This window comes from Anaerostipes rhamnosivorans (assembly GCF_005280655.1).
GTDB classification, from domain to species: Bacteria; Bacillota; Clostridia; order Lachnospirales; family Lachnospiraceae; genus Anaerostipes; species Anaerostipes rhamnosivorans.
Genome location: NZ_CP040058.1, coordinates 115,814 through 140,285, shown reverse-complemented (window position 1 = coordinate 140,285; position 24,472 = coordinate 115,814). Strand labels below are relative to the sequence as shown.

Below are 24,472 nucleotides of genomic sequence, written 5' to 3'. Positions count from 1 at the left end.
AATTGACTTCACTTTGAGGGCAGGATAGTATCAACACATGTTAAGAGTTCACGTGAAACTTCTTGTCAATCTATTCATATCAAGGAGGTGCTAACCACTTTATGTTTACTTATGTTCTTGGGATCTTGATGGTCACAATGGTAGCTCAGGCCGCCTTCGGCTGGTTTCAGATCAAACGAATGTACCAGTCCATTGAAGACCTGAAGAAGGCCTACCGCCATACACCGAATCTTCTGGCCATCGGAACTGCCAAATCCGGCCTGACCTTCCGCCCGGGCGTTATCGTGCTGGTCGTGGTCAATGAATCAGATGAGATTGTAGATTACTATGAAATGAAAGGACGGACTGTATTTTCCAGATTCAATCAAAAAAATGACTATATCGGATGTCCTGCCTGCTCTGTCACTGCCCTGATGAAACGGAAAAATGATAAGGCCGCTTTTGCCTCAGCCTTAGAACAAATTTCCGGTAAACGGAAAACTGCTGTCTGTCCATGTTAAGGAGGATATATTTATGAATGTATTTGTAAAACTAGCCGAAGGATTTACCGGGATCGTATCCGCAGGAGGAGAAAACCTGATGGGCCTGATCACCGGAATTCTTCCCAATCTTCTGATCCTGCTCACCTGTATCAATGCCATCATCACTCTGGTAGGAGAGGACAGGGTCATGAATTTCTCTAAAAAACTGACCCGGTTCCGCCTGCTCCGTTACACCCTGCTGCCTGTAATCTCCCTTTTCTTTTTGACCAATCCCATGTGCTATACTATGGGACGGTTCGTGGAGGAAGACCAGAAACCTGCCTTTATCGATGCCTGTTTCTCCTTTGCGCACCCTATCACCGGCCTGTTTCCACACGGAAATGCCGGAGAACTGTTTGTTTGGACCGGTATCGCAGCCGGCATTACAAAGCTCGGCTACTCCACTATGCCTTTGGCCGTACGTTACCTGCTGGCCGGCGTCATCGTTATCTTTATTCGTGGAAATGCCACTGAATTCCTCACGAAAAAGATCATGGCAAAAAATAAAGGAGGTGCAGCAAAATGAAACCATCTGTAACGATCACAAAAGGCTCCAGCGGATGGGGCGGGCCATTGACTGTCTATGAAACGGAAACCAGGAAAGTCGTCGCTTCTGTCACCGGAGGCTCCATTCATCCTCTGGCTGAAAAAATTGCGTCGCTGCTTGGTGTCCCGGTAGTGGATGCCTTTAACAACAAAGTGGAACCCGACACCATCATCATCGCAGTGGTAGACTGCGGCGGGACGCTCCGGTGCGGTGTTTATCCGAAAATGGGAGTAAAGACCATCGATATCCACCCCATCTCCCCGTCCGGGCCGCTCAGCAAATATATCAAAGAAGATAATTTTGTCTCCGGCACTACACTGGACTGTATTACCCAAAGCGGTGAGGCTGTTCCATCTGAACCTGAAGTATCCGGGCAGGCTGTCCCAGAACCGGCTGAGATAAAAGAATCCTCCCCCGCCTCTGGAGGAAATCAATTTTTTAACTTTATTACCAGCATGGGCCGCGGCATTGGAAGTATTGTGAATGTATTTTATCAGGCCGGCCGGGACACTCTGGATATTGTCCTGAAAAACATTTTGCCGTTCATGATCTTCGTCAGCATCATGGTTGGTATCATCAACTATACCGGCATCGGCGATCTCCTGGCAAATGCCATCAAACCATTGGCCGGAAGTCTTCCAGGCCTTCTGGGGCTGTCCGTTTTCTGTGCCATTCCGTTCCTGTCCCCGGTCCTTGGACCCGGTGCGGTGATCGCACAGGTGGTAGGTGTACTCCTCGGTGTAGAGATCGGGAAAGGAACCATTCCCATCGCTTATTCTCTTCCTGCACTGTTTGCCATCAACTCTCAGGTAGGATGTGATTTTGTACCTGTAGCGCTGACCCTGGCGGAAGCTGAGGACGATACCGTGAGCGCCGGCGTACCCGCCATGCTCTTTACAAGACTTGTCACAGGACCTGCGGCTGTACTTGTAGCCTATCTGTTGAGTTTTGGGCTTTACAGTTAATATCAGGTGTTAAACGAAAAAACAATCAAACTGCGAAACCTCCTTCAGCAGTTTGATTGTTTTTAGATTCTGTCATATTTTTTCTTTCCATGCGCTGATAAGCTGCCTGAATTCTGGCTCATCCTGTAGAAAATGAAACTCCTCATTTTCAGGGTCTTCAAATTCGCTTAAGATCTTTGGAAGTATCGACTTTCCAAAATGGTCCGTGCTGGACTTACTGCCTGTGTATCTGTACAGCGGCGATTGGCCCGGCTCCCATTTTTTAAGAATTGCCGGAAACATATCTTTCAGTATGGTGATACACTGACCGGTATCTTTCCTTGCGAATGCAAGCTGAAACTGTGCTGAGTAAGACCCATAATCCCACAACCCAAACAAACGCACCACCTGCCTTGATATATCAGCGATCTCATCTGCGTCTTTGGGCCTGTTCTCTTCAAAGGCTATGGTCATCAAATCCATCAGCGCAGCTTGGATATCATTTAATTTCTTCAAAAGTCTGCTTTCCAGGACACGGCCCGCATCCTCCCACTGTTTCTGTTTCATATACAACCTTGTCCGAATCTGGTTCTTATCCATCATGGACTCCTCCGGCAGCTCCTTAAGGAATATTTCTGCTCTGTCATATTCCTCCCGGTCTATATACTTAAAGATCAGCAGAGAACGCGCCCGGTCCCTGACCTCTGTATCAGTGCTCTGGACTGCCCGTTCATACAGTTTTTCAATATCATTCTTTAAATCAGTACAGTCCTCCTTGTAGTAAATACCTAAAATTCCTTCCAGTGTGACCGCAACATTCAAAATCAACGGATCACAGGATGGATACTCCCGTACTTTTTCCATTCCCATATGAAATGCATGTCCCGCTCCGTTACTGGAAACATCCGCTGCCAGTTCATTGAGAAAATCTGTGATTTCCTCTTTGGTTGGTTCTTCTTTAAAGGACAGAAGGGTATTCAGGTCTGTCTCCAGTAACCGTGCCAATGCAGGAAGCAGTGTGATATCTGGATAGGACACTGCTTTTTCCCATTTGTTGACCGCAGGGGCGGAAACCCCCAGCAGAGAAGCCATCTGTTCCTGGGTTAAACCTTTTTTTATCCGCAGTTCCCGAATCATTTCATTGATCTTCATAAGCCCATCTCCTTTTCTCTTTTCATTGTATCAGCCCAATGAAACTCCTACAATTGAATCCTTTTTTATTTTTCCTCAGGAGAATTTAACCAATAGTTAAAATGATGATCAATCTAAAACAACGTTGTCAGGCCTACTTCATCTCCCCAGCCCCTGACTCTTTAAAAGCCTGAAATACACCTTCATAATTAGGTGCATTTCAGGCCTTCGCTTTTTCTTATATCAATATGTCTTTCATGTCAGCGATGGTTCTTCCCTGTCTTTTAAGCTCCTGTATTTTCCCAATCCTTGCGACACTTTCTTCTCTCTTATATCTGCGGGTTAGATTCTCTTCTTCCTGTTCAAACGGAAGGATTTTTTCTTCCGTATAATACTTTAACGTGCTGTAGCGGCAGCCAGTGATACGGGCTAATTCTCCGATGGTCACATACTCGGAAGAAAGGATCTTTTCCATGGTTCTCTGCCTTGACATAACTGCACCTACACATATGCCGGAACTAAATTAACGCCCTGCACCGGTATTTTATAATAAGCTTTTGTCATGGGAAATATACGGTAATAGCTGTTGTCTATGAGCAGCAACGTCTCAGGTCCGTTTTTGACCTCTTGTGCATAGTGCCCTCTTTCAGCCAGATAGCAGAGCACTGCCTCCCTCCGGCTTTTGACCGTTGAACCTAAAACCACCAGATCAATAAAAATAGCACTTCTGCGTTCTAAAAAAGGAAACAAGAGGTTCACGCCTTCAAGATAGGGATTTTGGAATAGATTTTTCTTTGTTTTTAAAAAACTGGAACTAAAACTGTTAAATACACTGTGAAATTCTGCTTCAAACAACATCCTGTAGCATTCATTTTCTGTTGATGCTTCACCGATCCGCTGTTTCACCGCAACCTGTTCGGTAGAGGAAAACAATTCAGAGATCAAAAAGGTTTCACGGAACAGCCAAAGCAGACAAAGGCTCTCCGCAGAAGGCTTCCCGTCCTCCAAGATCTCGGCACGGATGCTTTCTACAACTCTTCTGTATTCTGTCTCATCGCTCCGGTACTCCATGATCTTTACACCTGCTGTTTCATAGTTCATATCACAGGCAATCAACGCAGGAACTTCCTCTAGGACCCCATCTCCTTTTAAAGACGCGGCTGTCTCTTTCTCTATTGCTTTTGCCTCTTTTTTCCCCAGTCCCTTTACATTTTGTATCAGTTTCGCCAGATGATCTTTAAAGACAGCAGACTCTCCCTTCTCTATCACCGGAATCAATGGTTCCAAAGCCGTCGCGGCAGCAATCCCCCTGATCACGGCGCTTTTGGCCTGTGTCAGATGGTTGGATTCCAAAGTGTCAAATCCTACGATGGCAGTCTGTTGTGACAGTCTATACTCTTTCATAAGCTACATCCCCTTCCCCGGATACTTATTACTTACTACTTACGATTTAAGTATACCATAAACACAGAGCAATTTATATAAGAACTCTCTATAACGAACAAAGTGGGCAAGCCCACTTCAACACCCCAACCCCTCACTCTTTGAGGGGCTTGGCAACTTTGCGCGCCAAATGCGATTTGACGCAGTCAAATAGTTACCTCACGCATTTGTGTGCATAATGCCCGCAGGGCTTTTAGTACCATAAAAGTGTAGTTGTTAGAGAGTAATTAACTCTGACACCTGCACTTATTTTATTTATAATAAGGGGAGTCATTGGTCTTACGTGGGCTTTTTTGGATCTTTGCATCCGTGAATAAAACCGTTAACCAACCCCTTGTTATAAGCATTCGATTAAGCAGGTAGGGATTCGCTCCCGTGTAACCAACTAAACTGGATGGTAATAAGTGCGGCTGGAACAATGACGAATAACAGTTATAGGAGGTTCGAGATGATAAGCGTAGGAATTGATGTATCGAAAGGGAAAAGCACCGTCTGCGTACTTAAGCCATGCGGAGAAATAGTGTGCAGCCCTTTTGAAATGCAGCATGTGCAAGAGGATTTGGAAGGCTTTCACAATCTGCTTCAAAAATTAGATGGGGAGATACGTATTGTGATGGAAGCTACGGGCATTTATCATTTGCCTGTATTAACGTTCCTTCACGAAAAAGAGTATTTCATATCTGTCATTAATCCGTTTGCAATGAAGAAGTATGCGAAGGATAACAGCATCCGAGGAGCAAAGACCGACAAACTTGATTCAATAATGATTGCGAATTACGGAATTGAGAAATGGTTCAAGCTGCAAAAGTATGAAGGTGATGAAGAAACCTATGCGGAGCTTAAACTTCTGGGACGCAGATACCGGTACTATATGGAGCTTCATGTGAAAGCTTTGCAGGAGTTGACGCATATCCTGGATTATGTGATGCCGGGTATTAAGAAGATGTTTAACAGTTGGAATGAAGCAAATGGCAGGGACAAGCTTAGCGACTTTGTGGAGAAATTTTGGCACTTTGATTTCATCACATCCATGAGTCTTGAAACATTTGCTAAGGAGTATCTTGTTTGGGCAAAAGAAAAGAAATACCACCGAAGCAGATCCAAGGCTGAGGCAGTCTATGAATTAGCTTCAAGTGGTATTCCCACACTATCTTCCAGTACCCCATCCACCAAAATGTTAGTACAGGAAGCTGTATCAGTATTGAGAACTGTGGATAGTTCTCTGTCTCTGATTTTAACACGAATGCAAGAACTTGTGAAGTCCCTGCCTGAATATGAGGCGGTCAGGGAAATGGGCGGAGTTGGCGAAGTCCTTGCGGTTAAGCTGATTGCAGAGATTGGGGATGTGAGAAGACTACACAGCGCAAAGGCACTCATAGCATGGGCAGGAATTGACCCACCAGCATATGAATCAGGGCAGTTTATCGGTTCAAAACGCAAGATAACGAAACGAGGTTCTTCAACACTCAGAAAGGTGGGATATGAGGTGATGAGAGTTCTTAAGAGCCATCCTGCTCCAAAAGATGATGCTGTATACAACTATATCTTAAAAAAGGAAAGCGAAGGTAAAAGTAAGAAACATGCAAAAATTGCTGGCTTGAATAAATTTCTGCGGATTTATTATGCAAGAGTAACTGCTGTTTATCAATAGATTGCGAAAACATGAGTTTGTGCAGGCTGGAGCACAATGCCAGCCTTTTTAGCATGCAAAAAATAGACGGATGAAATAATTTAATAATCTGCTGAAAAGTCCTTGACTTTTGTTAGCAGGTTTTATTCCATAGGGAGGTTCGCAGAACTTTCCTATGGAAGAACAAAGGGGACAAATCCGCTTCAACTCCCTATGGAACAAAAAAAACTGCCTGTAAAAACAGACAGTTCTTCAATAATTCTTATAAGCGGGTGATGGGAATCGAACCCACGTGATCAGCTTGGAAGGCTGGAGTTCTACCATTGAACTACACCCGCATCTTTCAGACAAGTGATAGTATAGCAAAACTAAATACAAAATGCAAGAACTTTTTTAAAATTTCTTAATTCTTTTTTATTGCCTGTTTTACAAAACATGCAGTCCCAAGGCTTGCCGCTGATACAAAAAGAAACAACACGGGAACCGAAATACCTGCTTCTAGAATCTGTCCGAACAAAAACTGTCCGGGAGGTATCGTGGCTGTCGCTGCTGCCGTGGAAAACGCACTGGTCTTTCCGATCATAGATCCGGGGACTGCCTGTTGCATGTAAGTCAATGAAATCACATTGGACAGCCCAAGAGAAAGCATGACAGCAAAGCCTCCTGCCCCAAAAGCACATAGATTCATCAGCGGGCTTTGGGACACAAATCCAGTCAGACACATAAAAAGAAAGGAAACCGGCATCAGGTAAAGCACTCTGTGGATCACAGCCATGGAAAAACTCTTGGGAAACACACCGATCAGTACTCCCCCCGTGATCATCCCAAGCACTGTGATCCCCTCCACAGATCCATAGACTTCTGAAGAAAGACCCAGCACATTTTTTACAAAATGCGGTGCTGCTACGGAGAAAACCGGAACAATGAACAGGTTGGACAGACCGTATGAGAAAATAATCCTTAATACGATCGTTTGACATTTTTTTAAGTACAAAAACCCTTGATACATTTCGTTCACACTGTTCAAAAAAGAGATCTTGTTTTTGGAACCGCTCTTTTTTTCCGGCAGATGCAGAAATCCTTCCATCAATGCTGAGGCAAAGAAGCTGATTGCATTTAAAACGACGATCCAACGAATCCCCAGAAAACCATACAGCATCCCCGCAATGACGGGTCCTGCAAAATTGGCAGCGGATCCGATCTGCTGTACAATGCCGTTGGCCCGGTAAAGCTGTTTTGCTGAAACAGACAGAGGGATGGAGGCTGTCACCGCCGGTGAATACACAGTACTCGCAGATGACAAAAGGATCATCGTGACAGCTATGACAGCTGGCCGGTCATGTCCAGAAAATAAAAAAACTGCATAACAGCTTATAACAATGCCGCTGAAGATGTCTGTACAGACCATGATCTTCTTTTTGCTGAAGGAATCTGTGATATTTCCAGCTACCGGCGCGAGAAGAACATATGGAAGCATAGAAATTGAAAGGATCGTTGCAAAGATACCTGGACTCCCGGTTAGCTCCAGTACATAGAGAGACATACAAAACCGCTGGATGGCACTGCCGAACAGAGAGATCATCTGCCCCGCCGCTATGATAACAAAATTTGCTTTATTCCCCCGTATGCTCATTCCAGCTCATACTCCGTGCAAACCGGATATGTGCCGTCCTCACTGAGTGTAAGCTTAGCCCGTATACCATAAAGTGTCTTTAAATTCTGTTCTGTTATCACATCCGCAGGTGTTCCCTCAAACACCATCTGCCCCTCCTTCATTCCAATGATATGATCTGCAAACCTGGATGCATGATTGATTTCATGGATCACCATGACAATGGTTGTTTGGTTCTTTTGGTTTAATTCTTTTAATAGAGAGAGTATTTCCAGCTGGTGAGACATATCCAGATAAGTGGTTGGCTCATCCAGTACAAGAATTCCCGTCTGCTGCGCGAGCGCCATGGCAATCCAGGCCCTCTGCCTCTGTCCGCCTGAAAGAGAATCTGCCCTTCGGTCTTTCAGCGATAGGATGCCTGTTGCCTCCATCGCCCATCGGATCACCTGATGGTCATGTTCTGTCAGTCCGCCTACAGGTTTCTGGTAAGGAAACCGCCCGTATGCCACCAGTTCCTTTACTAAAAGTCCCTCCGGTACCTGCGGGCTTTGGGGCAGAACTGCCATCTGTTTAGCGGTCTCCCTGGGAGCCTGTTTTTTGATCTCTGTACCATTGATAAAGATCTCGCCCTTTTTGGGCTTCAGTATCCCGGCCACAGATTTGATCAGTGTAGACTTTCCGCATCCATTGCCGCCGACTACGATGGTGATCTTCCCACCAGGGATATTCAGATTCAGCTTTGGTATGACGATGGTCTGCTCATAGGCGACAGTGATATCCCTCACTTGAATCTTTTGTTGTTCCATTTTACACCCTTACCTTTCTTTCATCAGGAGATAAACAAAATATGGCACTCCGATCAGGGAGATCATGATACCCGCTGGTATTTCCAGCGGTGAAAACAGATTCCTCGCAAGTGTATCCGCTCCCAAAACTAAAATACTGCTTAAACATGCTGCCGCAGGAATCTGTCTTTTGTGCACAGGCCCCACGAGACGTTTTGCTAAATGCGGTCCGATCAGTCCGGCAAATGCAATATTCCCGGCCACAGAAGTGGCACAGGCAGCCAGACAGACTGCGAGAACAAGGAAAATCTTTCTTTCTCTCTCCACTTGAACCCCTAATCCCATAGCCAGCTCATCACCCAGATCCATCACATCCAGCGTTCTGTTTTTGTAAAAGACAATGAGGATCAGCACAATAATAATGGGCGCAGTCATGGCAACATACATCCAGCTGCTGCCCCACAGGCTGCCACCAATCCATGCCAGAGCCTGATTATAGTCTCCTTTTGACATGTTCAGCTGATAAAGAGTGATCAGGGCATTGATCCCTGTGTTGACACCAATACCTGCCAAGATCATTTTTACAGGCCTCACACTCCCATTATCCCTGGCCAGAAGATAAATACACAGAAAGCTTATAAAAGCACCAGCCGCTGCTGCTACGGGCATGAGCAGAACAGTGCCAAAGCCCAGTGCCGTATAATAGCTGGTGCTCTGTACAGAAATCAAAAGCACAACCGCAAGTGCCGCGCCTGCATTGATACCGATGATCCCGGGCTCTGCAAGATCATTTTTGGTGACACTCTGCAAAATACAGCCTGAGACAGATAATGCAGCTCCGGTTAGAACCGCTGTCACTGCTCTTGGGAGCCGCAGATCAAGTACAGCGATATTCTGCATGCCGTCCCCTTTGCCGAAAAGCGTCATTACAACATCTTTTGCCGTCATGGAGTAGCTTCCATACATTAAGTCTCCCACAAACACGGCCAGAAACAAGAACACCACCAGGGCCACTGCTGTACGCTGCCTTTTTTTCATCTGCTTTGCTCCTTTCTAATCAGCCACAGAAATACTGGCACACCTAATATAGAGGTAAACAGCCCTACCGGAGTCTCATATGGCTGGTTTGCCAGACGCGCGGCCAGGTCCGCCCATACCATCAGCACACTTCCGCCTAAGAAAGACAACGGTATCATTCTTCTGTAGTCATTGTCGAATATCTTTCTTATCATGTGGGGAATGACCAATCCAACAAAGGCAATATTTCCTGCGCTGGCCACACAGACGGCACAAACCGGAATCAGCAGAAGAATCGACCAAAGCCTGATCCTTTCAGGACGGACACCCAGTCCTGTGGCCGCCTCATCTCCAAGGCTCAGGATGTTAATGCTGCCTGCCAGAAAGAAAAACAGAATCAAAGAAATCCCTCCTGCAAATAGTAAAAGCCACACATGACCCCATGTGATGGACTTAAATCCTCCCGCTACCCAAAACGCAAGCTCCTGTGAACGATTTCCCAGAATCCCAATCAGGGAGGATAACGATAGAAAAAAAGTTCCCAGGGCTGTCCCCGCCAGCAGAAGCCTTGAGACACTTAAATTTGTCGTTCGCAGGCAAAATCCAAGCACAAGAATCCCGCCGAGAAAAGCACCAATAAGGGCCGATGCTGTCAAACCAAAAAGACCGGATACTGCCGGTATTACACTTGCAGCTGCCACAGCCAGGGACGCCCCCTGCGTCATTCCCATGATGGACGGCTCGGCCAGAGGATTCCTGGTCACTCCCTGCATCACAGCGCCCGCACTGGCAAGCATCCCTCCTGTCAATACAGCGGCGATGGCCCTAGGCAGCCTGACTTCCCTGATCAATTTTATATCCAGTGAATCCCCACCTTTAAAGAGCGCCGAGGCCACCGTTTCAAACGGCAGCCTCTCTGCTCCAAAGGAAACAGCCAGCAGCACTACAGTTATCAAAAGGATAACGGAAACTGCGGTAAACACAGAAACCCTTTTACTCATTCATCTTCTCCATTAAACCGTTCACTTCATCCAAAAATGAGAGACGCCCAATGGAACTGTATCCCTGGTTAAAGTAAGGGCTTGCGGGAAGCTCTGCCACATGTCCCTTCTTCACGGCAGGAAGTTCTTTCCACACAGAGTTTTTCTTTAACGCGGCCATATCATCTTTGGTTCCTATGGCAAGAATATAATCTGCCTCAATGGACGCCAGCCCTTCATAGGATACTACCGGAAGACTGATATCCTTCTGCTCCGGCAGTCCCTTCGGTCTTTTTAATCCCATATCTTCATATAAGATACTTCCGATCCCGGCCTTGTCATACACAAAGATTTGGCCTCCACTGGCAAGGATGGAAAGGTAGCTTTTATTCTTTCCGTAGGATTTTTTGATTTCTTGTCCCTTTTCCCGGGCTTTTTTCTTATAGTCTGCAAGCCATGCTTCGGCTTTCTCTTTTTTCTGCATGATATCGGCTACCTTGAGCACATCTTCTTTCCAGTCTGTCTGAGCCAGCTTCAGCATAACTGTAGGAGCCGCTTTGGAAAGCTGCTGATACATTTTTTCCTGAACTGAGGAAATAATAATCAGGTCAGGCTTTAAAGCAAGAATCTTCTCAACGTCCATTTTGTCCTGCATACTGTAGCCCAGGATCTCAGCACCGGAAAGCTTCTTTTCTAAATAGGATGGGAACTTTGTATAGTCATACGCATCTGAGTTGGCGGTTCCGACTACAGAATAACCGAGAATTGAGAGTATATCACTGTTTCCGCTGATATCAACGATTCTCTTTGGATCTGCAGGTATTTCAACCTTTCCTTTGGCATCTGTCACAGTGATGGTTTTTGATTCCTCTTTTTTATCTGTCTGATCTTTTTCACCTGAGCATCCCGCCAGCAATGCTGCCAGGGCTGCCATAACTAAAATGACTGTAATTAACCTTGATTTTTGCGTTCTCATTGTACTTTTACCCTTTCTTCCTGTATACTATCTTTGGTTAGTCCTACCTAACGACCTCGCAACGTATTGTACCTAACCCGTACTCGCTTTTCAATTGATTTTTATTTTATTCATCCATTTGAATAAATCTGACACCCAATAAAATAACTCGGAAAGGAATCTATGAAATGACCATAACCTCCAGTAAAGCTTTCCGGGAGGAAGTGCTGAACCAGCTTTCATTTCAGCCGTCCTCCCATGGACACTGTACTTTATATCAAAACGTATCAGCACCGGAAAACGGGTATTTTTTATTTTATTCCCGTCCTGGTTATTATGAGCTTGGAATCGCAGATTATACGATACCTAAGGATTTTCAGATTCAGTTTGACAATCCGGAATCTCTTTTGAGGTTTGGCACCGTATATAAGGGAAGTACAAAGTTTCAGCTGAAAAATCAGCAAGTATCATCCTTTACTCCTTCTTCTTTTTTTGTGGCAGAAAAAAATCTGAAAGGAAAACAGGCCTGGCACAAGGGACAGCATTTTCACGGGACAGAGATAACCGTCCACAAAGCCTTTTTGGACGAGATTGTTTCCGTGCCTTTCCCTGATTCCCTTTCCCTGAGTGACTTTAAACAAAATCATACTTACCGCTATCTGCCCCATACTGTCATTTCCGTTATCCACCAGCTTAACAGCCTGTCTGTCTCCGGCCGTCTGTCTCCTCTTTTTTTGGAGAGCAAGATCCTGGAATGTATCGCACTTCTGACAGAGGAAGTCAAAAAACCTAAAGATAATATGTTTCAGCACCAGCTTGATTTTGGGTTGATACAAATTGGAAAAAAACGCAGCTTCAGGCTTACGGCCTCAGATATCTTGGCCATTCAGAAGGCCCACGATATTTTGACGGAGCAGGCAGTTCATCCTCCTACCATTGAAGAATTGAGCAAGAAGGTGTTTCTAAACCAGCAAAAGCTGAAGGCTGGTTTTGCGAAGCATTATCATATGACCATCGGGGAATATACCAGCAGCCTGAGAATGGCAATGGCGGCCGGCCTTCTCTCTGCCACAGATCTTTCTGTCAGTGAGATTGCAAAAAGAACAGGCTACCGGTACAGCGGAAACTTTTCTAAGAAGTTTAAAAGTTATTATGGTGTAAGCCCTCTGGAATACCGCCGGTCCCAATAGAACTTGAAATTAATAAGGTTTATCTCTATAATATTTCAGGAAAGGAAAATTTCATCATTTATTACACAAAAGAAAAAGAGGAGGATTTAACTATGATAAACGCTTATAAAGCGTATTGGAAACGCTATTTCGATTTTAAAGGAAGGACATCCCGTTCTAATTTCTGGTGGGCAATCCTGGGACAGTTTATTGTATCAATCGTTGTTGGTTTTCTTGCAAGGATGTTAGATACAAACGCTGTTAACTCGCTGTGGTCACTGATCACTTTTATCCCCGGACTGTCATTGAATGTACGCCGTCTGCATGACGTAGACCATTCAGGTTGGTTGGTTTTGCTTGCATATATACCGATCATTTTACTTATGGTCAGCTTAACCTTGACAACCGCATCCTTGCTGATGAGTGCGGAAGCTGCCTCCGGCGGATTTGGGCTTGCAACCATTGTATTCGGAATTCTGGCCCTGATCGTTGTAATTTATTTTATTATTCTCTTTGTTAAACAAGGGGTGCAGGGCACAAACCGTTATGGTATGCCGGATAACGATTAGTATCAGTACTAAAACATTTTCCTTTCATTTTTTATATAAAAATTCAGGAGACAGCGAGGGCAATCGCTGTCTCCTTTTAACATCTGTTTTTCTGTGGAGAAAAACAATCAGGTGTTACCGTATGTAATTAGAATGTGATAATATTGCGGAATTTATCCCCTTTTATCGCTGATTCCAATGCATCTTTTATATTTTCTGCCGGATACACTCCGCTGATAAAAGGTTTTAAGTCGATCACTCCCCCGGATACCATCTGGGCCGCTCTCATAAAGTCTCTATCATTGGAATTAGCCGTTCCCATGATCTGAACAGACTTTCCGTGAACCCAGTTAGGATCAAACAGAACCGGCTCTGCCGGATGTATGGAACTGTAAAGGACAATCTTTCCCGCATTGCTGACACACTGAAATGTATCCTCTACCACTGACGGTATGGGTGTCGTGTCAAAGACCACCTGAGCCTTGATCCCCCCTGTAAGCTCCTCTACTTTCTGTTTCAAGTCTTCCGCCGCCGGATTTATGACGGCCTTAGCCCCAAGTGTCTTGGCCATCTCAAGCCTTTCTTCATTTACATCAGATACAATAACCTTGGCTCCCCTTTTTGTACAAATGGCCGTATGCAGCAGTCCCATGATGCCGCAGCCAATGACCAGCACTGTATCCCCAAGGCTGACCCGGGCTGTCTCTACACTGTGTACCACACAGGATACCGGTTCTATGATGCACGCTTCCTCCGGTGCTGCATTGCTGTACTTGAACATACAGTCTGGGGAGACCAGAAGATACTCACTGAATCCTCCCATACCTCTGTAAGGAAGCCCCGGCAGATGAGCGCTGTGGTCAAAATGCTCACAGCTCTGCTCATTTCCAGTTTTGCAATAATAACAGTTTCTGCACGGAAGTGTCACTCCTACCACGACCTGATCACCGACACTCCACTCATCCTGATTCACTTCATCTCCCATCGCTTCGATATGGCCTGCGATCTCATGTCCTCCGATAAAAGGAAATACTACTTTATTCACCCCTGTGTAAACCCTCTGCTCCCAAGTACAGATGGCCGCGGCATCTACCTTGATCAGAACTTTATTTCCTGATGGAGATGGCTTTTCACATTCCTTAATTTCAACTTGTTTAATATCTGTAAACACTGCTGTTTTCATTTTGCCGTTCAAAATAGCTCCTCCTGTCCTATCCTAAAATTCCTGTCAATCCGAAGACTGCGCCGATAATAACCAGAATCAGCATGACATAAGTGGATTTCATCTTTTTATTCTTTAATAAATATAAGGTAAACAGCGTGATTCCCAGTGGGATCATACCCTTCAGCAGTTTATCCAGAACATCCGCCTGGAGAGCCAGCTTGGTGGCCCCTACCTTGATCTTCATATGAGACTCTGCCGACACGTAGTTCGCTGTCAGGGATCCAAGCACGGTAGCGCCCATAATGGATGCGGCTGAGATCAGCTGTTTCATTTTACCTCCGCCAAGAATCGCCTCAACTCCACTCTTCCCTGTCTTATAGCCTCTCATGTACATAAAGTAAGCAATCGGCAGCATGATACCTGCCATTAAAGCTGCAAACGCCCCTGCTCCCATTACATTTCCCCCTGTGGCAATGCTGATACCCACTGCCAGAAGAATGGGCTGAAGAGTTCCCTGCCACAGAGTATCCCCTATGCCTGCCATAGGCCCCATGAGACCTGTTTTTACACTGTTGATGGCATCGTCTGTAATATCGGCGCCGTTGGCCCGCTCTTCTTCCATTGCCACGACCATACCGTTGATGATCCCTCCAAAATGGGGCTCTGTATTATAAAATGCCATGTGGCGCTCCATAAATTTTTGTTGCTCCTCCTGGTTTCCCGGATATAATTTTTCCGGAAGATGGGACATAGACTGGAGAACACCACTGGCCTGCAGACGTTCATAGTTATAATTTGAATGTGAAAAAAATGTCCATTTCCAAAATGCTTTCAGCACATCTTTTTTACTTAAGTGAATTTTCTTATCCTCTGCCATTTAAGTTTCCTCCTCTATTCAAAGTCATCGTCAAAATCGTCATCAAAACCGGCTGCTCCAACTGCTATGGCAGTCTGTTTCTCCTCTGCGAGTGCTACCACACCAGTGTAGATATAAGCTACGATACCTGCAATGATCGCGATCGGCATAGTATCCAGATTCAAGTAAACCGCAATGATGAAGCCAAGCACATACCACAGGAGAATCCCCGGCTTACTGATAGCTCTCAAGTTCATGGCAATACCAATGGCCGGCAGCAGTCCGCCGATAACCTCCAGTGCCTGGAGAGGCCTTCCGCTCAGTGCATTTATAATGTTTGTCACCACGTCGGATCCAAAGTAACAGCCCAGGGCTACCGGAATACATCCGATCACAAAGGCAAAGATCTGCGGCGGTACAATATGAAGGAATTTGGCCTTTTTCATATTGCCCTCTTCTGCTGCCTTATCAATCATATGTACAAAAAATACATCCACCGTCATATGAACCACCCAGATGATGGTTCCCAAAAGCCCAATCGGAACTGCCAGAGCAATGGCCGCTGTAGGTTTAACGCCGGCTGCCATAGCTAATGCAGTTCCCATAGTGCCTGCAAGCCCTGGATCTGTAGGCGGCGCTCCCCCAGCTGAGATATAAGCGATGAATGGAAGCTGTATCGCCGCACCGATGATAGCTCCCTGGACTGGATCACCAAGGATAAAACCTACCAGGACACCGGAAACCAGAGGCTTCTGAATGATCGTACTTCCCAGAAGGGTAAGCCAAGGGGTTCCGTTGATTCCCAGATAATATACAATTCCAATGAGAATTGCCTGAACAACTGAAATACTCATAATAAATCCACCTTTCTTTTCTAAAATATATAGAAGTTATTTATCACTGTCTCTATTTTGCTGAATAACCTTCATTGAATAACGCCAGTTTATTTGTTGGATATGAAAAATTTATTACCAAAAAGGCACCGCCTACCTGAACGGAAATCATGTGGAACATGTCATAGTAATTTTGCCACATCTACTTTTGCATCTTCCGCTATGATCTGGATTTCTGTCTGGCAGCCGCTGTCTATGATTTTTTTTAGGATATCTTTTTCTTCTTCGGAAGCGGATATGTTTTTATAAAATTTTTCTCTTCCCTTGCCTGCTCCCATACCGCCGATATTCAAATGGTCAAAAGCGATTCCCTGCTCCATAAGGCTTAATATGGTCCTCGGATATTTTACTAAGATAATGACCTTATCCTCAGGTTTGAAGCCCTTCTTCAACCTTGCGGCAGCTTTTTGGGCTGTAAACACACCAAGCCCCACATTTCCCGGAACCGCATTTTTTAAAACAGTTTTCATAAATGGATCAGCCGCTGACTGGTCATCAATGACCATGATCTTGTTGGCACTTGTAAAGTTGAGCCATGAAGTCATCACCTGTCCATGAATCAGTCTGTCATCAATCCTTGTCAAAACTATTCCCTGCATCTTTTTCCCTCCTAGATCTCATCCATCTCTGTATCTTCAAGCATCTCTTCATACTGCTTATGCAGCAGCACTACAGGCTGGTTTCCTGCTTCCTCGCATAGGTCAGCCAGCTCATCTAAGCCGCATTGATCTCTCATCATCACAGCCTGTACCACCATTCCCATGCTGACGCCTGCGATTGCTTTAAAATTCTTTGTGTCCGCCATACATTTCATCACCATATTGGATGGACTACCACCTAAGATATCCACAAATCCCAGTACTCCGTCACCATCGTCCAGCTCTTTTACTGCCGTCCTGATTTTTTGTTCAAGCTCATCTATTCCGTCACCATGATACAGTCCGATGGTCTTCACCTGGTTTTGTTCTCCAGCGATCAGTTCCACCGCATTTAACAGTCCTTCCGCGAATCCTCCATGGGTTGCAATCAAAATTCCAACCATTGCCATTCCTCCTTTTCTTTTATAAATCCATCATAGCAGGGCAGCGCTGAAAATGTTTTCTTGTTAAGGATGACGCTGTCGATGTATATCAGTTGAAATACCGGAGAAATGACTGTGTTTACACAAAAAGAGAGCGTGAAAACCCAGTATCTCCCTTTTCACGCTCTTGCATTATTACTATTTATTTACTTTTTTTACAGTTTATATATACAAAACAAAAGATTAATTATATAATGAAATTGCTGTCGATTCTTTCCAGCTGAAAGGAGGTGACACAGTGGAATACATACTTCGTTTTCTTATGTCAGTCATGTCAACTATAGTAAATTACTACATCCATAAATGGCTGGATCATAGAAGAAAAGACAGTTAATAAAAAACCCCCGGAGAGTAATGGTCTCCGGGGGTTTCTCTGTCACAGTGGACATACTTCTATTTTCTTACTGCTTTTATAATACCCTTTTTAGTAATTATTGTCAACAGTAATTTTAGTCCATCCTCAAAGATTCAAATAATCAATCAGCGTTCTTGCAATGATCTGCAATGGAAGCCTGGATACGATATCAAAGTCCTCGATGGTTTTGTTTCTCTGGTTATATCCCAGGACAGACAAGTCTGAATAATCTTCTAAATCTGTCTTTGGCAGACAGCAGCAGGTCACCACATTTGCACCTACCTTCTTCGCATTTTGGGCAGTCAACAGCAGCTCCGGCGTACTGTTCTTTATAGAAAAAATAATGATCAGGTCTCCCTGCCTGAAGAGCTTATCCGACTTTTTCATAACCTCTGAATCTGACAGCATATAGGCATTATACCCAAGCAGCTGAAGCTGCAGTTCCACATCTTTGGCAATCCATGCGGTAGAACCTCTAGCAATGATATAAATCTTTCGGGCAGTCTTAATAAAACGCACCACCTTGAGAATCGTCTCCGCTTTCAGTATCTCAATGGTTTTCATGCACTCCGTGACAGACTTCTGAAAAATCTCATTGACAATCTCTCCCTCCACCATATCTTCTATCTTTGCAGAAAGTTTATAGCGCAGCTCCGAGAGACCGTTATACCCACACTTCCTCACAGCCCTTGAGACAGTCGGAGGGGAGGTGAAACTCTTTTCGGCGAGTTCAGTGATCGTCAGCTTTAAAAACTGATCTTCATGTTGATTGATATACTCTATCACCTGCCGTTCAGCTTCTGTAAGCCCGCTTTCCAGTTCTTCTGTAATCTCAACTATCATAACCTATTTTTTCCTTCTCACGTTGAAAAAGATGATTGTCTGTGATATAGTAAATATACAGTAAAGAGCAGCTGTCCCAATCTGGGATGGCCATTATAAAAGTACATGAAAAACCACCTTATAACGACCAGGTAATAAGGGTGGTTTTTCGCTTTTCTAAATTAATGACATATCATATATATGAATGTCAGCAATGCCAGAAGAAACATTCCAAAAGACATTAAATCTTTAAAGTCAAAATGTTTCATAGCCACCACCTCCATCCTATGTAGAATGAAGGCCATCCACCCTTTAACAGCTGCTCTCTCTAAATAATATAACAATATTTGTAAATTATCAACATCTTATTGAAAAAGAACCCTGCCCATAGTCTGCACAAGGTTCTTTTCTTTTATCAATATTTCTAGCAGATCTCTGCCCCTGCTGGCATGTCTTTTTCCGGCACTACCAGGGCCAGTTCTCCCTTTTCATTCTCAGCACACAAAAGCATTCCCTCAGATAAAACACCTGCAAGCTTAGCAGGCTTTAAGTTTACTAAGACCATGACTTTTTTGCCGACCATCTCTTCCGGCTTATAATAGGCCTTGATACCAGAAACGATCTGCTTCACTTCACTTCCCACGCGCACCTGGGAGCAGAGCAGCTTCTTGGACTTTTTGACTTCCTCGCAGGCAATGATCTCACCTACCTGGAACTGCATCTTTCCGAACTCGTCAAAGGTGATTTCTTCTTTTGGCTCAATATCGATCACAGGACCTGCTGCCGCCTGTGCCTGCTTGTTCATCAGCTCTTCCGCCTGTTTGAGCACCTCTTCTTCATCAAGCCGCGCAAAAAGGATCTCAGGCTTTTCTGTCACTTTCGTACCGCTCTTATAATGGCCAAATGTGGTCAGATCCTCAAAGCTTCTAGGTTCCGCATTCAGCTGTTTTAAGATCTTTCCTGCAGTCTCTGGCATATATGGCTCCAGCAATGCTGCCCCGGTTAAAATACCTTCCACCAAATTATATAATACCGTTGCGAGACGGTCTTTCTTTTCTTCATCCTTTGCCAGCACCCACGGCATGGTTTCATCAATATACTTGTTGCAGCGCTTGAATACATTAAAGATCTCTGTCATGGCATCTGCCACCTTGAGCACGTCCATCTTTTTCTGGACCTTATCTCTGGCACCGGTTACCACAGCTTTCAGCTGGTCGTCAAACTCATCCACAACACCCTTATCTTCCACGACTCCATCAAAGTATTTGTTGGACATGGAAATGGTGCGGTTCACAAGATTGCCTAAGGTGTTAGCAAGATCAGAGTTCATACGCTCAACCATCAGCTCCCATGAGATCACACCGTCATGTTCAAACGGCATTTCATGGAGGACAAAATAGCGCACCGCATCCACGCTGAACATATCAGCCAGATCATCTGCGTACAGAACATTTCCTTTTGACTTGCTCATCTTACCGTCACCCTGTAACAGCCACGGATGTCCAAATACCTGCTTTGGAAGCGGAAGGTCAAGTGCCATCAGGATGATCGGCCAGTAGATTGTATGGAAACGGATGATGTCTTTTCCGATCAGATGCAGGTCCGCCGGCCAGAACTTGTTGAACTGTTCTGTGCTGTTTCCGTCACAGTCATATCCGATACCAGTGATGTAGTTGGTCAGTGCGTCTAGCCATACATAGACCACATGCCCCTCATCAAAATCTACCGGGATTCCCCACTTAAAGGAGGTCCTGGACACACACAAGTCCTGAAGTCCCGGGAGCAGGAAGTTGTTCATCATCTCATTTTTTCTGGACTCCGGCTGAATAAATTCCGGATGGGTATTGATGTGCTCAATGAGCCTGTCCGCATATTTGCTGAGTTTTAAGAAATACGCCTCTTCCTTGGCCGGCTGGACTTCCCGTCCGCAGTCAGGACATTTGCCGTCCACGAGCTGGCTTTCTGTGAAAAATGACTCACACGGGGTACAGTAAAGTCCCTCATAGTGATCCTTATAAATATCACCCTGCTCATACAGCTTTTTAAAAATCTTCTGTACCTGGGCTTCATGGTCTGCATCTGTTGTACGGATAAACTTATCATAAGAAGTATTCATCAAATCCCAGATCCGTTTGATCTCTCCTGCCACGTCATCCACAAACTCTTTCGGTGTCACACCCTGCTCGGCTGCTTTTAATTCCACCTTCTGTCCATGCTCATCGGTACCGGTCTGAAAAAATACGTCATGACCTTCCATTCTTTTATATCTGGCAATACTATCTGCCAAGATGATCTCATAAGTATTCCCGATGTGAGGCTTGCCAGATGTATAAGTAATCGCAGTTGTTATATAATATGGTTCCTTGCTCATGTTTCTCCTCCAATTTCGCATTATACTGTGTTTTATTATAGTACATCTTGCAAAGATAGTCTATTTTTTTCCTTCAAAAAATAGTATAATAGTATCTAAGAGATTCTATTCAGAAAGGATTCTTATGCATAAATATACATATCGTAAGTTTCTTGCATTTACCATGGCTGTCATGGTGGCATTTACCGGCTGTTCCAAAGGATCAGATCCCGGCAGCACCTCCACAGCAGAAGAATCAGAATCCACCAAAGACAAAGCATCGGACCGGCAGAAGTTTGACTCCTATTTGAACCAGCTTTTCAAGGAAGACGTCAATTCCAACACGGTCAATCTGCATTATACCCTTGCACATCCAGAGCGCTACGGCATCAAGGCCAAAAAGGCCAATCTGGGCAACATAGACCTTAAGGATCTTGACCAGGCCGAAGCCAACTGTAAGAAGGAGATACAAAAGCTCAAGGGATTTAACTACAAGAAGCTATCCAAAAGCCAGAAACAGTCTTATGACTATCTGATGGATTACTTTAAGCGGCAGCAAAAACTCGCCCCTTATCCCTATCTGCAGACAGTCCTAGGCCCCACTCTTGGTTCCCAGGCACAGCTTCCGGTGACCCTTTGCGAGTTTCCTTTAAGAAACAAGGAGGATGTAGAAACCTATCTCTCTCTGCTCCCCAAAGTCAGCTCCTACTTCGATACGGTGATCCGCTACGAAAAGGAACAGGTCAAACGGGGATATTTCATGTCAGATACGGATGTAGATGCCGTCTTAGAACAAATCAACGATTTTACACGGGCTACGGACCACAACTACATGATCGAGGTTTTTAACACCAACATCGATTCTGTCCCAGGTCTCAGCACAAACCAAAAGAGAAATTACCGGAAAGAAAACCGCCGGCTGATCTTAGAAAAAGTAATCCCAGCCTACGAGAATCTGTACAGTGACCTAAAGAATCTGAAAGGAAACGGTAAGAACAAAAAGGGATATGCCCACTTCAAGAATGGGAAGGCATATTATTCTGCTCTTGCGTCCTACAAGACTGGTTCAGACAAAACGGTGCCACAGATGATCAAAGCTACGGAAGACCATCTCTTATATCTTCAGACGGAGATGACAGAGATCATTAAAGAGGACCCTTCCATCTATCACGCGTTCTTAGATCTGGACCTGAATAAATATTCCAGTAAGAAACCAGAAAAGATCCTGACGCAGTTAAAAGAAAAGATCAAGAAAAAGTATCCTGCTGCCGCGGATGTGGACTGTGAAATCAAGTATGTCCATTCTTCCCTGGAGGAGACCTCCAGTCCGGCCTTTTACATGATACCTGCCATCGATGACTATAAGAAAAATGTCATCTACATTAACAAAGCACAGACCGGGCAGGAATCCCTGTACCCGACACTGGCCCATGAGGGCTATCCGGGACATTTGTACCAGACGACCTATTTCCACAGCAAGAAGGAACATCCAATCCGCTATATCCTGGATTACCCTGGCTACAGCGAAGGATGGGCAACCTATGTGGAGATGGATTCCTACAGCTATCTTGATATGAAGTCTGAGCTTGAGCCTTTAAAAAAGCTCCTGCCGGACAATTATCTATATAATATGGCATTGAGCGCCAGAGTGGATCTGGGTGTCAACTACGAAGGATGGAGCGTTGATCAGGCTGTCAAATATATGCAGCAGTACGGCACCATCAGTACTTCTGGCATGAAAGCTCTCTACCGCTATGTCATTCAGAACCCAGCCAACTATTTATGCTACTATATCGGCTATTTGGAGTTCATGGAGTTAAAAAATTACTATAAACAGAAATCTGGAAATGCTTATGATGAAAAAGTTTTTCATAAAATCATATTAGATGCCGGACCTAACAGCTTTCGTATACTCAAACAACGCATCGACGAGAACCTGTAAATCCGGGTACGATCTTTGTACCTGCAAAACACATAAGTTTAGGAGGAAAGATTATGTCAACAAAAGCACGTTACACCCATGACGAAATTGGAAAAGGAAAACCGGGATTCTCAAAAACCCGTTCCATCATCGAGGCCGCATTTTACGGCAACAATGTTATTGAGGTCGTAAACCTGAAGCAGGCCTATGAGCTTGCGAAAAATTCTCCAGGTACCATTGTCACTGACATGCCGGTTTACAGAGGAGAAGAGTTTGGCCTGAAAAAGGATTCTAAGGTCCTGCTGTTTAATGACGGTTCTGTCACCGGACGCTGCGCGGCAGCCCGAAGGATTGCCGGAAGTCCCAATGTGGATACCAACGACCTGGATCTGAAAGTCATGGATGCAATTTACGATACACGCAAAAAGACCATGTATCACGCAGAGGTTTACATCGGTCTTGACCCTGAATTTATGGTAAAAGCGCATCTGTTGATCCCTGAAGGCGAAGAAAATATTCTCTACTCCTGGATGCTCAACTTCCAGTATGAGTCTGACGAATACAACAAGATGTATAAAAAGTCCCGTCCGATCGGCAGTGAATCTGATATTTACATTTTCTCAGATCCGCAGTGGAGCCATCCGGAACATCCGCTCGGACTTACTTATTTCAATACACAGACCAACTGTGCGGCGCTGCTTGGAATGCGCTATTTTGGGGAACATAAAAAAGGAACCCTTACCATTGCATGGGCCATCGCTAACAGAAATGGATACGCTTCCTGCCACGGAGGACAGAAAGAATACCGCCTAAGCCCGAACCACAGCTATGTGGCTTCCTTCTTTGGATTATCCGGGTCAGGAAAATCAACATTAACTCATGCGGTCCACAATAATAAATATGATATTACCGTTCTGCATGACGATGCATTTATTATTAATACAGAGACCGGCTCTACCATCGCCATGGAGCCTACCTACTTTGACAAGACCGCTGACTATCCAACCGGATGCGAGGACAATAAATATCTCCTGACAGCACAGAACTGTTCTGCTACCAGAGATGACAAAGGCAATATCGTCCTTGTAACTGAGGATATCCGGAACGGAAACGGCCGTGCCATCAAGTCCAAACTCTGGTCTGCCAACCGTGTGGATAAGATTGAATCTCCGGTCAACGGTATTTTCTGGATCATGAAGGATCCGACTATCCCGCCGATCATCAAGGTCAATGGATCTCATCTGGCCGCCGTTATGGGTGCCACTCTCGCCACAAAACGTACTAACGCTGAGCGCCTGGCCCCTGGAGTGGATCCGAACCGTCTGGTGGTGGAACCATACGCAAACCCATTCCGTACTTATCCGCTGGTGGATGACTATAAGAAGTTCCGTTCCCTTGTAAAAGACCGCCATGTAGAATGTTATATTCTAAATACCGGTGATTTTATGGGCAAAGATATCACGCCGAGCGTCACATTATCTGTTCTGGAACAGGTTGTTGAGGGCAATGCCCAGTTCAAACCATGGGGACCTTTCAGTAATATGGAGACCATCGATGTTGAGGGTTATATTCCTGACTTTGATGATGAGACTTACGTGAACACCCTGAAAGCAAGAATGACAGAGCGTCTGAACTTCATCTTCGAGAAGGATACGGAAGACGGCGGGTACAACGCTCTTCCTACAGAGGCAAAAGAAGCACTGGCAAAAGTGATCAGCGAAGCACACAACCATGTAAAATAAAAGTG

At 44.9% G+C, this 24,472-nt stretch carries 23 protein-coding genes and 1 tRNA gene; 8 read left to right on the top strand and 16 right to left on the bottom strand.

The window, feature by feature from the left end; genetic code table 11:
- Positions 1–101: 101 nt before the first annotated feature.
- Genes AR1Y2_RS00680 through srlE form a run of 3 tightly spaced genes read left to right on the top strand, consistent with a single transcriptional unit; the run spans position 102 to position 2,033 of the window.
- Complete coding sequence (locus AR1Y2_RS00680; RefSeq protein ID WP_137327230.1) at positions 102–500, top strand: transcriptional regulator GutM; 399 nt, start codon at positions 102–104, stop codon at positions 498–500.
- Positions 501–513: 13 nt separating this feature from the next.
- Positions 514–1,047 (top strand): PTS glucitol/sorbitol transporter subunit IIC, encoded by a 534-nt coding sequence (srlA, locus tag AR1Y2_RS00675; protein ID WP_006567948.1) that lies wholly within the window; start codon positions 514–516, stop codon positions 1,045–1,047.
- Positions 1,044–2,033, top strand: a complete 990-nt coding sequence (gene srlE / locus AR1Y2_RS00670; RefSeq protein WP_137327229.1) for a PTS glucitol/sorbitol transporter subunit IIB — start codon at positions 1,044–1,046, stop codon at positions 2,031–2,033. Before srlA ends, srlE begins: the two co-directional genes overlap by 4 nt.
- Positions 2,034–2,105: 72 nt before the next feature.
- Here the strand turns inward: srlE and AR1Y2_RS00665 are convergent, their stop codons facing one another.
- The 3 genes from AR1Y2_RS00665 to AR1Y2_RS00655 form a co-directional block, all read right to left on the bottom strand.
- Positions 2,106–3,164, bottom strand: coding sequence for a helix-turn-helix domain-containing protein (locus tag AR1Y2_RS00665; RefSeq protein ID WP_137327228.1), 1,059 nt, complete (start codon positions 3,162–3,164; stop codon positions 2,106–2,108).
- A gap of 217 nt (positions 3,165–3,381) precedes the next feature.
- Entirely contained in the window at positions 3,382–3,636 is a 255-nt protein-coding gene (locus tag AR1Y2_RS00660) for a helix-turn-helix domain-containing protein (protein ID WP_137327227.1), read from the bottom strand.
- Positions 3,637–3,644: 8 nt separating this feature from the next.
- Positions 3,645–4,547, bottom strand: coding sequence for a hypothetical protein (locus AR1Y2_RS00655; protein ID WP_137327226.1), 903 nt, complete (start codon positions 4,545–4,547; stop codon positions 3,645–3,647).
- A gap of 487 nt (positions 4,548–5,034) precedes the next feature.
- On the opposite strand from AR1Y2_RS00655, the gene AR1Y2_RS00650 reads away from it, so the two are divergent.
- A complete protein-coding gene (locus tag AR1Y2_RS00650; RefSeq protein ID WP_137327225.1) occupies positions 5,035–6,237 on the top strand; it encodes an IS110 family RNA-guided transposase in 1,203 nt (400 codons plus the stop codon).
- Positions 6,238–6,483: 246 nt separating this feature from the next.
- On the opposite strand, the gene AR1Y2_RS00645 is transcribed toward AR1Y2_RS00650, so the two are convergent.
- The 6 genes from AR1Y2_RS00645 to AR1Y2_RS00620 all read right to left on the bottom strand — a co-directional run bounded on the left by AR1Y2_RS00645 (position 6,484) and on the right by AR1Y2_RS00620 (position 11,586).
- Positions 6,484–6,554: transfer RNA gene (locus AR1Y2_RS00645), tRNA-Gly, on the bottom strand.
- 65 nt (positions 6,555–6,619) lie between these two features.
- Positions 6,620–7,849, bottom strand: a complete 1,230-nt coding sequence (locus AR1Y2_RS00640) for an MFS transporter (protein ID WP_137327224.1) — start codon at positions 7,847–7,849, stop codon at positions 6,620–6,622.
- The gene (locus AR1Y2_RS00635) at positions 7,846–8,634 is read right to left on the bottom strand and encodes an ABC transporter ATP-binding protein (protein WP_006567952.1); all 789 of its coding nucleotides are present in this window, start codon (positions 8,632–8,634) and stop codon (positions 7,846–7,848) included. The genes AR1Y2_RS00640 and AR1Y2_RS00635 overlap by 4 nt, the downstream gene beginning before the upstream one ends.
- Positions 8,635–8,643: 9 nt before the next feature.
- Positions 8,644–9,651, bottom strand: a complete 1,008-nt coding sequence (locus AR1Y2_RS00630; protein WP_137327223.1) for a FecCD family ABC transporter permease — start codon at positions 9,649–9,651, stop codon at positions 8,644–8,646.
- On the bottom strand, positions 9,648–10,631 hold the full coding sequence (locus AR1Y2_RS00625; protein WP_137327222.1) for a FecCD family ABC transporter permease: 984 nt from the start codon (positions 10,629–10,631) through the stop codon (positions 9,648–9,650). Before AR1Y2_RS00625 ends, AR1Y2_RS00630 begins: the two co-directional genes overlap by 4 nt.
- Complete coding sequence (locus AR1Y2_RS00620; protein WP_137327221.1) at positions 10,624–11,586, bottom strand: ABC transporter substrate-binding protein; 963 nt, start codon at positions 11,584–11,586, stop codon at positions 10,624–10,626. Before AR1Y2_RS00620 ends, AR1Y2_RS00625 begins: the two co-directional genes overlap by 8 nt.
- 167 nt (positions 11,587–11,753) lie before the next feature.
- Between AR1Y2_RS00620 and AR1Y2_RS00615 the strand changes: the two genes are divergently transcribed.
- Together AR1Y2_RS00615 and AR1Y2_RS00610 are read left to right on the top strand one after the other, a co-directional pair.
- Positions 11,754–12,755, top strand: a complete 1,002-nt coding sequence (locus tag AR1Y2_RS00615) for a helix-turn-helix transcriptional regulator (RefSeq protein WP_137327220.1) — start codon at positions 11,754–11,756, stop codon at positions 12,753–12,755.
- Positions 12,756–12,847: 92 nt separating this feature from the next.
- Positions 12,848–13,303: a DUF805 domain-containing protein gene (locus AR1Y2_RS00610; RefSeq protein ID WP_137327219.1), complete on the top strand. Its 456-nt coding sequence runs from the start codon at positions 12,848–12,850 to the stop codon at positions 13,301–13,303.
- Positions 13,304–13,430: 127 nt separating this feature from the next.
- Here AR1Y2_RS00610 and AR1Y2_RS00605 read toward each other — a convergent pair whose 3' ends face one another.
- The 7 genes from AR1Y2_RS00605 to metG form a co-directional block, all read right to left on the bottom strand.
- Positions 13,431–14,477, bottom strand: coding sequence for a zinc-dependent alcohol dehydrogenase (locus AR1Y2_RS00605; RefSeq protein ID WP_243118813.1), 1,047 nt, complete (start codon positions 14,475–14,477; stop codon positions 13,431–13,433).
- A gap of 16 nt (positions 14,478–14,493) precedes the next feature.
- On the bottom strand, positions 14,494–15,324 hold the full coding sequence (locus AR1Y2_RS00600; RefSeq protein WP_137327218.1) for a PTS system mannose/fructose/sorbose family transporter subunit IID: 831 nt from the start codon (positions 15,322–15,324) through the stop codon (positions 14,494–14,496).
- Positions 15,325–15,338: 14 nt separating this feature from the next.
- Positions 15,339–16,157, bottom strand: coding sequence for a PTS mannose/fructose/sorbose/N-acetylgalactosamine transporter subunit IIC (locus AR1Y2_RS00595; RefSeq protein ID WP_137327217.1), 819 nt, complete (start codon positions 16,155–16,157; stop codon positions 15,339–15,341).
- A 161-nt stretch (positions 16,158–16,318) separates the two neighbouring features.
- Positions 16,319–16,795 carry a PTS sugar transporter subunit IIB gene (locus AR1Y2_RS00590; protein WP_137327216.1) on the bottom strand — a complete coding sequence of 159 codons (477 nt, stop codon included), beginning with the start codon at positions 16,793–16,795 and terminating at the stop codon, positions 16,319–16,321.
- An 11-nt stretch (positions 16,796–16,806) separates the two neighbouring features.
- Positions 16,807–17,238 carry a PTS sugar transporter subunit IIA gene (locus AR1Y2_RS00585; RefSeq protein WP_137327215.1) on the bottom strand — a complete coding sequence of 144 codons (432 nt, stop codon included), beginning with the start codon at positions 17,236–17,238 and terminating at the stop codon, positions 16,807–16,809.
- Between the two features lie 499 nt (positions 17,239–17,737).
- Entirely contained in the window at positions 17,738–18,475 is a 738-nt protein-coding gene (locus tag AR1Y2_RS00580) for a MurR/RpiR family transcriptional regulator (protein WP_006567967.1), read from the bottom strand.
- 403 nt (positions 18,476–18,878) lie between these two features.
- Positions 18,879–20,825: a methionine--tRNA ligase gene (gene metG / locus AR1Y2_RS00575; protein ID WP_137327214.1), complete on the bottom strand. Its 1,947-nt coding sequence runs from the start codon at positions 20,823–20,825 to the stop codon at positions 18,879–18,881.
- Positions 20,826–20,949: 124 nt separating this feature from the next.
- Here metG and AR1Y2_RS00570 point away from each other — a divergent pair, with 124 nt between their 5' ends.
- Together AR1Y2_RS00570 and AR1Y2_RS00565 are read left to right on the top strand one after the other, a co-directional pair.
- Positions 20,950–22,746: a DUF885 domain-containing protein gene (locus AR1Y2_RS00570; protein ID WP_243118812.1), complete on the top strand. Its 1,797-nt coding sequence runs from the start codon at positions 20,950–20,952 to the stop codon at positions 22,744–22,746.
- A gap of 53 nt (positions 22,747–22,799) precedes the next feature.
- Complete coding sequence (locus tag AR1Y2_RS00565) at positions 22,800–24,467, top strand: phosphoenolpyruvate carboxykinase (ATP) (protein ID WP_137327212.1); 1,668 nt, start codon at positions 22,800–22,802, stop codon at positions 24,465–24,467.
- The last annotated feature ends 5 nt before the right edge of the window (positions 24,468–24,472 follow it).